10 protein-coding genes are annotated in these 11,887 nt (G+C 49.3%); 4 read left to right on the top strand and 6 right to left on the bottom strand.

All coding sequences use genetic code 11. The annotated features are described in order from the left end of the window. Window position 1: 1 nt before the first annotated feature. From rpsG to NG795_RS19550, 3 genes are all read right to left on the bottom strand, one after another. Window positions 2-472 carry a 30S ribosomal protein S7 gene (rpsG, locus tag NG795_RS19560; protein ID WP_015150334.1) on the bottom strand — a complete coding sequence of 157 codons (471 nt, stop codon included), beginning with the start codon at window positions 470-472 and terminating at the stop codon, window positions 2-4. A gap of 543 nt (window positions 473-1,015) precedes the next feature. Beyond that, on the bottom strand, window positions 1,016-1,390 hold the full coding sequence (gene rpsL, locus NG795_RS19555; protein ID WP_015150333.1) for a 30S ribosomal protein S12: 375 nt from the start codon (window positions 1,388-1,390) through the stop codon (window positions 1,016-1,018). A 169-nt stretch (window positions 1,391-1,559) separates the two neighbouring features. Next, the gene (locus tag NG795_RS19550) at window positions 1,560-1,901 is read right to left on the bottom strand and encodes a HesB/IscA family protein (RefSeq protein WP_367290326.1); all 342 of its coding nucleotides are present in this window, start codon (window positions 1,899-1,901) and stop codon (window positions 1,560-1,562) included. On the opposite strand from NG795_RS19550, the gene NG795_RS19545 reads away from it, so the two are divergent. Then, a complete protein-coding gene (locus NG795_RS19545) occupies window positions 1,900-2,097 on the top strand; it encodes a hypothetical protein (protein WP_367290325.1) in 198 nt (65 codons plus the stop codon). The genes NG795_RS19550 and NG795_RS19545 overlap by 2 nt on opposite strands. A gap of 139 nt (window positions 2,098-2,236) precedes the next feature. Here the strand turns inward: NG795_RS19545 and NG795_RS19540 are convergent, their stop codons facing one another. Both NG795_RS19540 and NG795_RS19535 read right to left on the bottom strand, forming a co-directional pair. Beyond that, complete coding sequence (locus NG795_RS19540) at window positions 2,237-2,629, bottom strand: cupin domain-containing protein (RefSeq protein ID WP_367290398.1); 393 nt, start codon at window positions 2,627-2,629, stop codon at window positions 2,237-2,239. A 355-nt stretch (window positions 2,630-2,984) separates the two neighbouring features. Next, window positions 2,985-3,182, bottom strand: a complete 198-nt coding sequence (locus NG795_RS19535) for a hypothetical protein (RefSeq protein WP_367290324.1) — start codon at window positions 3,180-3,182, stop codon at window positions 2,985-2,987. Window positions 3,183-3,447: 265 nt separating this feature from the next. Here NG795_RS19535 and NG795_RS19530 point away from each other — a divergent pair, with 265 nt between their 5' ends. The 3 genes from NG795_RS19530 (at window position 3,448) to NG795_RS19520 (ending at window position 10,065) form a co-directional block, all read left to right on the top strand. Continuing rightward, window positions 3,448-4,620 (top strand): RNA-guided endonuclease InsQ/TnpB family protein, encoded by a 1,173-nt coding sequence (locus tag NG795_RS19530; RefSeq protein WP_367290397.1) that lies wholly within the window; start codon window positions 3,448-3,450, stop codon window positions 4,618-4,620. Window positions 4,621-5,206: 586 nt separating this feature from the next. Beyond that, window positions 5,207-9,865 carry a glutamate synthase large subunit gene (gltB, locus tag NG795_RS19525; protein WP_367290323.1) on the top strand — a complete coding sequence of 1,553 codons (4,659 nt, stop codon included), beginning with the start codon at window positions 5,207-5,209 and terminating at the stop codon, window positions 9,863-9,865. Window positions 9,866-9,888: 23 nt separating this feature from the next. Beyond that, window positions 9,889-10,065: a hypothetical protein gene (locus NG795_RS19520; RefSeq protein ID WP_367290322.1), complete on the top strand. Its 177-nt coding sequence runs from the start codon at window positions 9,889-9,891 to the stop codon at window positions 10,063-10,065. 170 nt (window positions 10,066-10,235) lie between these two features. Here the strand turns inward: NG795_RS19520 and NG795_RS19515 are convergent. Then, window positions 10,236-11,887 (bottom strand): adenylate/guanylate cyclase domain-containing protein (locus NG795_RS19515; RefSeq protein ID WP_367290321.1); only part of this gene is annotated, 1,652 nt, incomplete at its 5' end.

The following is an 11,887-nucleotide window of genomic DNA, read 5'->3' as shown; positions in this document are numbered from 1 at the left end:
TTTAGTAACGATAGTGGGCGAACGCTTTATTGGCTTCTGCCATCCGATGGGTTTCTTCCCGTTTGCGGATTGCATTGCCGGTTTCGTTGGCGGCATCCATTAATTCGTTCGCTAATTTCATAGCCATCGTGCGACCCGCGCGGGTTCTGGAAAAGTGAATGATCCAGCGCAACGCTAAAGCTGTACCGCGATCGGACCGAACTTCCATCGGGACTTGATAGGTGGCCCCGCCAACCCGACGGCCTTTGACTTCCACTAGGGGAGTCACATTTTTAACCGCTTTTTCAAAGACTTCCAGGGCATCTGCGCCGGTTCTTTCTTCGATGGTTTTCATGGCGTTGTAAACAATGTTGAAGGCGACTGACTTTTTGCCACTCTTCATTACACGCCGCACCATCATACCAACCAAGCGGCTGTTATAAACTGGATCGGGAGTAACAGAACGTTTTTGACTACCAGTGCGACGAGACATACTAACTTTTCACCCAAACTAACAACTTTAACTAACTGTGATTCATGGCTGAGGCGATTCAGCTTGAATCTTCCCACTGTTGTGGGAAGGAAGGCGGTTTTCTTTCTTTGGAGTGTTCGGAGGTCCGCTTACTCCCTGTGAAGTGAAGGTCCGCGATGGGTTTGACAGGCTTGATGGGTTTTCACAGCCGATGCTTCATAGGTCAGGCGATCGCATCTTGTAGCCGTCCAAGGCCACTGCTCCATCAAGTTTTCCTACCGAGTCCGATGAGAACTGCCTGAATCTTGACCGGGATCGCTCATCCTGACACAATCGATTGAATGGATGGGGGTTTTCCGGCCATCGGTTGGCCAGATGAGCGCCATCAGATTGTACATCTTTTTTGTCGATCTGCTTCAGGTGCGGACTCTCTCAATCCCGGGGTAAGCTTGTTAATCCTTCGGTTGAATACCTTAGATACCCCATCTGAGCGATCGCCCTTCAACTTTCCAGGAAACCCTTGAATCTTCCGATTGAGGCTTCGCGCCTCTTTTAATATCTAGGTTAGGCCTTAGGACGCTTGGCCCCATATTTAGAACGCCCTTGACGACGGTCTTTGACTCCCGCAGTATCTAAGGTCCCACGGATGATGTGGTAACGAACTCCGGGTAAATCCTTGACCCTGCCGCCTCGGATCATCACGACGGAGTGTTCTTGCAGGTTATGACCAATGCCTGGAATGTAGGCGGTGACTTCAAATCCAGAGGTCAGGCGAACCCGTGCTACTTTTCTAAGGGCTGAGTTCGGTTTTTTCGGTGTGGTGGTGTAAACTCTCGTACAAACGCCCCGACGCTGCGGACAACTCTTGAGTGCAGGCGATTTGGTTTTCTTTTCGATCTTCTGCCGTTCGGTACGAATAAGTTGTTGTATTGTGGGCATGAGTTATGGGGTATTCAGGTTTTCAAGGATCAAGTTGACAACAATCTACAATTATATCTTAACCTAGCGTCCCGTGTCAAATTTTAGGGCAGAAAAACAATCCAAAATGGCAGGGGATAAAAATCCCGGGGGCCAGATTAAAGATTGAAGGGCTGACCTAAGCGGGTCCCTAGGGGGTGGAGGACTCAACAATCGAGAAGGAGTTACCACAGCCACAAGTCTTGGCAGCCTTGGGGTTATGGAAGCGGAACCCCCCTCCCATCAAATCCTGCGAGTAATCTACAGTCAGGCCGTTGAGATAGTCGAGGAAGCGGCTATCGACCGTCACTTGAACGCCATCGCACTCACAGATGAGATCATCGGGGTTGCACTGTTCGTCAAACGCCATCGTATAGTACCACCCAGCACAACCCCCCGTTTCCACCCCGAGACGAAACCAGACATTTGGGTTGGACTGTTTGGACTGGATGCGTTTAATTTCGGTGACGGCTGCTTTACTCAGCTGAATCATGAATGGGTGGACATTGGCTGTCGTGATCGGCGATCGCAATTTTACCGCGATCGCGACTCAAATGCTACGGAGATGGCCCGGGAATTTCCCCGAAAAATCTCGGTTTATCTGGTTAAAGGGCGATCGCATCTTGTACATAACCGATTCTAACCCCATTCCCGCCCCATCACAGCAACAGGACTTACGCAAATGTTGAAAATCCGCCCTAAATAAATGTAGAGGCGATTCCCTTGCTCGCCTCTACATTTATTTTTAGGTTTTAAAAATTGCGTAAGTCCTGACAGAAAGGAATCGCTAACCATCCTAGAAGGAATCGCTAACCATCCTAGTCAGGATTATTTAGCCCGGGCGTAGTCATCTTGGAAGCGCACGATATCATCTTCACCCAAATATTCCCCATTTTGAACCTCAATCAAAACCAAAGGAATCACCCCAGGATTTTCCAGACGATGATTCGTGCATTGCGGCACATAAGTAGACTGGTTGCTGGTGAGCATCAGTTCTTGGTCACCGCAAACCACCCGGGCTGTTCCGCAAACCACGATCCAATGTTCGCTGCGATGGTGGTGCATTTGCAAGCTGAGGCGGTGACCCGGTTTCACTTCAATCCGCTTGATTTTATATCCCTTGGCATCTTCTAAAACCGTGAACGAGCCCCAAGGGCGGAGTTCCGTTGCGGCCACCATCGCCGAGGATGAAGAGGCAGCAGTTGCCGGAGGAAAAAGCATTTCTTGAGCGTTAGCCATTGTTCGAGTCTCCATAATCGTTGATTGAGAGTAGGGAAGCGATCCAGTCCATCTAGACGATCGCCCTGACGGTGAGTTTGGGGGAGTCGGCACGATCAGACCTTTTCTGACCTGAGTTGAGCTAAGGAGTAGCTCGGATCTGCTTCTTAAAGATATATTTCCCAGAAAGCGCAAAATTAAAATAAAGCATTAAATCTTGTTACAGAACCCAGGGCCTTCCCGAACCCTGTTTACCCCACCATAACAAGCTAAAAACGCCTTGTCAGTCGTCCTGGAGATAGATTGGGGCAATCTATATCAAATCTTTATGTCTAACCCTCGGGACTTTATCCTGGCTTTAATTTTCACCCCGAGACTTAACGCTTAATCGATACCGGCGATCGCGCCCGTCCAACCCAGGACTTACGCAATTTTTAACACTAGACGCTAAATGTAGAGGCGATTCGCGAATCGCCTCTACATTTAGCGTCTGTTGTCCCCCAATGCGTAAGTCCAGCAACCCTAAAGGTGGGGGCGACTCCGTTGGATGCCCCAACCTTTATAGCGGTAATGCGTAAGTCTTGAGCATCTTCAGACCAGGGATTGTCAGATGAAAGTTATTTCTATATGATTTTTAACTACTGGGGAGTTTGAGGGGCGCTAAGTCCCGCGATGTACCGGAACGGTCAGCGTCGGGATACATGGACCCCTCAAGTCAGTTGAAGGGTACTGCTAAGCCCCAAGCAAGCTACGATGCCCTGAAAATTGACAATCAGTGCGATTGTCGTGTTATTATATTATCCCAAATTGTTTTTACGGTAATGCTCAGAGCGACCAAGTACAGAATTTATCCAACCACCGAGCAAAGGCAACACCTTGCTCAGAGTTTTGGTTGCTGTAGATTTGCATGGAACTACGCTCTCAATCTGACCAACGAAACCTACAAAGCTACGGGGAAGGGCCTGGGTCGCTTTGCCATTCAGAAAGAGATAACTAATCTCAAGAAAGAATATGAATGGATGAGAGAACCCTATTCCCAGTGCTTACAGGTTGTGGCCCTAAATTTGTCCAGGGCTTTTATCAACTTTTTTGAAGGGAGGGCGGCTCTACCTCAATTCAAGTCAAAGCACCGTAACCAATCCATTAGTTATCCTCAGAATGTCTCTATCGTAGAAGATGGCATCAAATTTCCCAAGATGGGGATTGTTCATGCCAGACTACACAGACCTATTCAGGGGGCAATCAGAACAGTCACAGTCTCGATGAATGCTAATGGTCAATACTTTGCCTCTGTTCTAGTCGATGATGGGAAAGATATCCCCAAAAAAACTGCTGAAGGTAAAGCAGTAGGTATTGATTTAGGCTTGACTCATTTTGCTATCACCTCGGATGGGTCTAAATTTGACAACCCCCGTTGGTTAGCTAAACACGATAAAAATCTAAGAGCAAAACAAAAGCGTTTATCCAGAAGACCCCAAGGCTCTAACAACCGTAACAAAACCCGTAAGCAGGTAGCCGGGGTACATAACAAAATAGCTCGATGCCGGTCAGATTTCCACCACAAACTATCGCGCAGGATGGTAGACGAAAACCAAGTCATAGTGGTGGAAAATTTAGCTGTGAAAAACATGGTCAAAAATCACTGTCTCGCTAAAGCAATTAGTCAAGTGGGATGGGGCCAGTTCTGTACGATGTTGAAATACAAAGCAGAGCAAGAAGGGAAAATCTACCTGGAAGTAGACCGATTCTTTCCTAGCTCCAAAACTTGTAATGTTTGCCTCAATCAAGTAAGAAGCCTGACCCTTGATGTCAGGACTTGGCAGTGTGAAAAGTGTCAAACGAATCACGATAGAGACATCAACGCGGCTAAGAACATCAGAGATGAAGGACTGCGGATTTTATCCTCGGGGACCGGGGAGATCGCCTATCGCCCAGGTGTAAGTCGAGACAGTAGAGGACGCAAGAAATCTACTGTCTCGCAGTCTGTTGGGTAGGAAGCCGACGGTGTAATCTTTGATTCACCGTTCGGTAGTTCACTCCGGGCCTATAACTTTGGCTTACCCCTAACTTCCTGGGATCTAATATGGATATGGAATCCTCTGGTCCATCGCTGTTCAACAGGGACGCCCTCAGCATCTCAAGACCGAAGGGAAGGAGCGCTAAATCAGAGGGAACCGAGAAACTCCCCGGGTTCTAAACAGATTTAGGGCCATCCTCAAGAAAACCGCTCAAGTCAGACGGAAATTAACAATGGCCTGAAAACCTTCTAAAATTAATTAGACAGAAGGTTAATTTGTATAGTTGCCCCATCTAGGGATTGGCTATTTCCGTTCGGGCCTTGCATTCGGGTAAAAACGGATAGGCGATCGCAAGATGCAGCCAAACCCTTGATTGTCATTCGGGAAAGCAACGGGGGCGATCGCGCCTACCCCTTCTGCGGATCGTTTCCATCCTCAAATATGTCAACCCCTGATTTATAGAGAAATCGATGATTAAAATCTAGTAGATTTAACCCGAAAAAAATCTAAAACCTAAACTCTAAAATCTACAATTCCCCATCCATCATCTACCCGAAAAGCAATGCCCAACCCAAATACTCAATCCAATTCCATCCATGAGTTCGGTTTCCTCGGTCAACCCTGGTTAGTTGAAGAACGAGACGCCTGTGGAGTCGGTTATATCGCCAATCCCCAAAACGTTCCCAGTCGGGAAATTGTCTCAATGGCGCTCAATGCCTTAACCTGTCTTGAACATCGCGGCGGTTGTTCGGCAGACCGGGATTCGGGAGATGGGGCCGGAGTGATGACGGCTATTCCTTGGCAACTCTTCCAGCCTTGGTTACAAGAGCATAACCCGAACTCCTATCCCCTCGAATCTATTGGGGTCGGGATGGTCTTTTTCTCCCTAGATCCGGTGTTGCAACAGGCGGCGCGTTCTATTGTCGAGGAAACGCTCAAAACCCATGATTTGGAACTATTAGGATGGCGCAAAGTCCCCGTGCGTCCGGAAGTGCTGGGGGTGCAAGCGCGGGAAAATCAGCCTCATATTGAGCAAATGTTTGTCCATTCGCCGGATAAGACTGGGGATGAGTTAGAACGCCATCTGTATCTGACCCGCCGTGCCATCGGTTCCGCCTTGAAAGTGGATGCAGCAGGTCCAAACGACCAATCCCCGATTATTTGGGGAGAAGATTTCTATATTTGTTCCTTCTCGAATCGGACCATTGTCTATAAAGGCATGGTTCGTTCAGCGGTGCTATCTGACTTTTACCTGGACTTGCTGGATGAGTCCTATACCAGTGCTTTCGCCGTTTATCATCGCCGGTTTAGCACTAATACCCTTCCCCGTTGGCCCTTGGCTCAACCGATGCGGTTGTTGGGACACAATGGGGAAATTAATACCCTGTTGGGCAATATCAATTGGATGATGGCGCGGCAGGTGGATTTACAGTCGCCGCTGTGGGGCGATCGCATCGAACAACTCAAACCCCTCGTCAATCCCAAAAATAGCGACTCCGCCAACCTGGATAACGTCATGGAACTGCTGGTGCGATCGGGTTCTCGTGCCAGTGAAGCCTTGATGATTATGGTCCCGGAAGCCTATCAAAACCAGCCCGCCCTCAAAAATCGGCAGTCTATTGTCGATTTCTATGAATACTACAGCGGCATCCAAGAACCTTGGGATGGTCCGGCCCTGATTGCTTATAGCGATGGACAACAAGTCGGGGCCACCCTCGATCGCAACGGACTGCGCCCCGCCCGGTATGCGATCGCCCGTAACGGTTTAGTCATGGTCGCCTCGGAAGCCGGTGTCGTCAATATTCCCGAAGCCGACATCATCGAAAAAGGTCGTCTCGGTCCCGGTCAAACCCTCGTTGTAGACCTCACCACCCACGAAGTCCTCAAAAACTGGGAAGTCAAAGAACGGATTGCTCAAGCGCATCCCTACGGTGAATGGTTGGCCCAACATCGTCAACATCTCCAGCGCCAAACTCCCCTAACGGCCAATCAACTGACGCCAGAACAACTGCTGTCCGCCCAAACCGCCTTCGGCTATACCAGCGAAGATGTGGAAATGATTGTCGAAGAAATGGCAGCAATGGGTAAAGAACCCACTTTCTGCATGGGCGATGATATCCCCTTGGCGGTTCTGTCTCAAAAACCCCGTCTGCTGTACGACTATTTCAAACAACGGTTTGCTCAAGTCACCAATCCCCCCATTGATCCCCTGCGGGAAAGCCTAGTGATGTCCCTGCGGATGCATTTGGGAGTCCGAGGCAATCTCCTAGAAATCAAACCCCAATTAGCGGCACAGTTAGAAATTGACTCTCCCGTTCTCAATGAAGCGGATTTACGCCAGATTGAATCTCGGTCTGATGTGGTATCTCTGTCTACCCTATTTCCCCTGACTGATAACCCCTCAGAATTGGCCGACTCGGTGCAAAACCTCTGCAATCAAGCCGAGTCAGCTGTGCGAAATGGCGCAACCCTGCTGATTCTGAGTGATGCACCGGGACCGAATGCTGAAACCACCTATATTCCCCCCCTCGTGGCAGTTGGGGCGGTTCATCATGCCTTGATTCGGGCGGGATTGCGCTCTCATGCCTCTTTGATTGTCAATACGGCCCAATGTTGGAGTACCCATCATTTTGCTTGTTTGATTGGCTATGGCGCTTCAGCAGTTTGTCCCTATTTGGCTTTAGAATCTGTGCGTCATTGGCATGAAGATGGCAAAACGCAGAAATTGATGGAACGGGGGAAACTGCCCCAAGTCACCCTAGAGGAGTCCCAGGAAAATTACCGTCATGCGATCGAGGCGGGACTGTTGAAAATTCTCTCCAAAATGGGGATTTCCCTGCTGTCGAGTTATCACGGCGCTCAAATTTTTGAGGCAGTCGGGATTGGTCGGGAGTTGCTGGATTTGGCCTTTGTGGGCACTGCTTCTCAAATTGGCGGCTTGAGTGTGGCCGAGTTGGGTTCAGAATTGCAGGCGTTCCATGAGAAGGCATTCCCCCAACCGGCGGGTAAGAAATTGCAGAATGAAGGGTTTGTGCAGTATCGCCCTGGCGGTGAATATCACATGAATTCCCCGGAAATGTCCAAAGCGCTGCATAAGGCGGTTGGGGATATGAAGGGTTCTGGAGAAGGGTATGAGCATTATCAACTCTATAAACAGTATTTAGCCGAACGTCCGCCCACGGCATTGCGGGATTTATTGGATTTCAAGAGCGATCGCCCTTCGATTTCCATTGATGAAGTCGAACCCGTGGCAGAAATTCTCAAACGGTTCTGCACTGGGGGGATGTCCCTGGGGGCGCTCTCTCGGGAGGCCCATGAAGTGCTCGCAGTCGCCATGAACCGGATTGGCGGTAAATCCAACTCCGGAGAAGGTGGCGAAGACCCGGTGCGGTTTGGCGTTTTGGATAATGTGGATGACCAAGGTAAGTCGCCCTCTTTACCCCATCTGAATGGCTTAAAAAATGGCGATACCGCTTCCTCCGCCATCAAACAGGTGGCTTCCGGTCGCTTTGGGGTGACTCCCGAGTACCTAATGAATGCCAAGCAAATCGAAATTAAAATGGCGCAAGGGGCCAAACCCGGTGAAGGCGGACAACTCCCCGGGAAAAAGGTCAGTCCCTATATCGCCATGTTGCGGAAATCTAAGGCGGGAGTTCCTCTGATTTCGCCCCCACCGCACCACGATATCTATAGTATTGAGGATTTGGCCCAGTTAATTTTTGACCTGCACCAAATTAATCCCAAGGCGGGGGTTTCGGTGAAATTGGTCTCAGAAATTGGCATTGGCACGATCGCCGCTGGGGTTGCCAAGGCGAATGCCGATATTATCCAGATTTCCGGACATGATGGCGGGACCGGCGCTTCCCCCTTGAGTTCGATTAAACACGCCGGAAGTCCCTGGGAGTTGGGTTTAGCCGAAGTGCAGCGGGTGTTGATGGGCAATGGACTGCGCGATCGCGTCGTCCTCCGTACCGATGGCGGATTGAAAAGTGGCTGGGATGTCCTGATTGCCGCCTTAATGGGGGCGGAAGAGTTTGGCTTTGGCAGTATCGCCATGATTGCTGAAGGTTGCATCATGGCCCGGATTTGTCATACCAACAATTGTCCCGTGGGAGTTGCCACCCAGCAGGAGAAACTCCGGGCGCGGTTTACCGGGGTCCCCGAGCACGTGGTCAACTTCTTCTATTTCATTGGGGAAGAAGTGCGGCAGTTGTTGGCGATGTTGGGATATCGCTCTTTGCAAGAAGTGATTGGACGCGGAGATTTGCTGACCCTGCGGGAGTCCGTGCAGTTGACCAAGACTCAGGGACTGAGTTTGGATGTGATTACCAAGATGTTGCCCGATACCCGAGGCGATCGCAGTTGGTTAAATCATGGTCCGGTGCATAGCAATGGGCCGGTGTTGGAGGATGATTTGCTGGCAGATGCGGAGATTACCGGGGCGATCGCCTCTCAATCCCAAGTCTCCAAAACCCTCCCAATTGTCAATACCGACCGTTCCGTTGGGGCGCGTCTGGCGGGAGAAATTGCCTCTCGCTATGGCAATAATGGCTTTGGCGGTCAGATTAACTTGACCTTCCAAGGGGCAGCCGGACAGAGTTTTGGGGCGTTCAATGTTTCCGGAGTGACCCTGCGCTTAGAAGGAGAGGCCAATGATTATGTGGGTAAAGGGATGACTGGCGGAACCTTGGTGGTGGTGCCACCAGTGGGAGCCACTTATGATCCGGCAGAAAATGCGATCGTAGGCAACACCTGCCTCTACGGGTCTACCGGAGGATACCTATTTGCCCGGGGTCAAGCCGGACAACGCTTTGCCGTCCGCAACTCCCTGGGTAAAGCCGTGATTGAAGGGGCCGGGGACCATGCCTGTGAATATATGACCGGCGGCGTGATTGTCGTTTTGGGTAAAACGGGCCGCAATGTAGGGGCCGGGATGACTGGCGGATTGGCCTATTTCCTAGATGAGGAAGGCAATTTTGATGAGTTGGTGAATCATGAGATTGTCCATGTCCAACGGGTGACCACCCCTGCCGGGGAGGCGCAACTCAAGGAGATGATTCAGATGCACCAAGAACAGACAGGTAGCGACAAGGCATCTCGGATTCTGGAGAACTGGACCGAGTATTTACCGAAGTTCTGGCAAGTGGTCCCGCCTTCGGAAGCGGACAGTCCCGAGGCATCGGCTGAATCGACCGTTGAGAAGGTTCCCGTAAAGGCCTAAGTGAAGATGGGGGAGATGCGGAAATGTTCGTAGTAACGACTTCAGTCGTTTCTTCCCCAGTTCGTAGTAACGACTTCAGTCGTTTCTTCCCCAATTTCCAACGCTGGGTTTTAATTCAACCCCAACGAAGCCAAACCACCTCCGGTCCCCTCCCCTTGGCAAGGGGAGGGTTAGGGTGGGGTCCCATTTTTGAACCTTGAAAAAAGAACTTATGAAAGGGGAATAACGACTGAAGTCGTTACTACGAACTCAGAAAGATAACGACTGAAGTCGTTACTACGAACTCAGAAAGATAACGACTGAAGTCGTTACTACGAACTCAGAAAGAAACGACTGAAGTCGTTACTACGAACATGAACCCCATCCTCACTCATCCCACTAACCAATAAGTCATCATTTCTCCTCTTCCTTTGACCTCAACGAGTCCCCGTTGCTCAAAGTGGAACTGATGTTTTAAGCGTTCGTAGACAGTTTCTGTGACTTGAATTTTGCCGGGGAGGCCGGATGATTCCATGGGCGAGGCGACATTAACGGCATCTCCCCATAAGTCATAACTGAACTTTTTGACGCCAATCACCCCAGCGACAACGGGTCCGGTGTTGATGCCAATTCTAATTTGAAGGGTGGAGCTATAGTGGGATTGAAATTGGGCGATGCTGGATTGCATTTCTAAGGCCATTTGAGCGATCGCCTCGGCAGAATTGGGGTGTTTAACGGGTAATCCACCGACTACCATATAGGCATCGCCTATGGTTTTAATTTTCTCTAACCCCAGTTTGTCGCTGAGGGTATCAAAGGTGGAGAAAATTTCATTGAGTAAGTCTACTAATTCCGTGGGTTGCATTTGGGCCGAAAGGGGGGTGAATCCGACAATATCGGAAAATAAAATGGTGACGTCTTCAAATTGTTCGGCAATGGCGCTTGTGTCGGTTTTCAAGCGGTCTGCAATGGTGTTGGGTAATATATTTAATAACAAGTTTTCGGTTTGTTCTTGACTTTTTTGCAAGGCAATATCGGTGATTTTTCGCTCTAATTCAGCCCCGGCCCTCGCTGCAAAAATTTTCAAGACGAGCTTGCGGGTTTGGTCATCAATCATGGGGTGGGTATCTAACACGGCAATATGACCAATTACATCCCCTGTGGTGCCAATTAAAGGGATTCCGGCATAGCTGCGCGCTTTTAAATCTACTAAATCGGCATCATCGGGAAACCGAGCAATAATGTTGTCTGGATAGCAATAATATTGTCCGTTGGTAATCACTTCATCGCAGGGGGTTCCGGCTAAATCATATTCTAAGTTTTCCGAAAAGTTTTGGTCTTTCCAAAACGATAACATCCGAACTCGGGTTTTTTGAGGGTTTGCACATTCGGTAATAAAGGCATAGCGAATTCCCAGGATTTCCGCCAAATATTGAACGCAAGACTGGAAAAATTCTTGTCCAGTTTTGGAGGCAGTACCTTCAACCATGAGGCGGAGGGCTTCTTCTCGGCGCTTGCGATCGCTGATATCTCGGACGACACAGAGCACGGAGTTCAAGGAAATGGGAGAAAGGCTTGCTGATACCTCTATTTTAGTTAGGCCGAGGGGGAAACTATATTCGACTTCCCGGGTCTCTTGGCGAGCTAACGATTCTCTAATTTCTACTAATAATAACTGAGCCGTTTTTTCGGGAAATACATCATAGATTGTTTTACCAAGGATATCTTCCGCCGGTTCCGAAAGGAGCTTAGTATTGGTGTTTGCAATTTTTAGATACCGTCCCTGAGCATCTAAGACATAAATTAATTCATTCATGCTTTTAATGAGGGCCAGTAGTTCGCTTTGGGATGCTTCCAAATCCGCTTGAGCTTTTTTGAGTCCAGTTATCGTTCCCTGCAATTCTTCATTTTTAAGTTTTAATTGCTGTTGGAGCGTTTTTACATTCAGTTGGGTTTGAACTCTAGCTAGGGCTTGCTGAAAAAAAGCGGAATGCTGATGTGATAAGGCTTGTAGAAGTATTGCCTGGATACAAAAGACAGGAA

Source organism: Laspinema palackyanum D2c, from assembly GCF_025370875.1.
In the GTDB taxonomy this organism is placed as follows: domain Bacteria; phylum Cyanobacteriota; class Cyanobacteriia; order Cyanobacteriales; family Laspinemataceae; genus Laspinema; species Laspinema palackyanum.
Note: the sequence above shows the minus strand (reverse complement) of the source record. Positions and strands in the feature narration are given on the sequence as shown.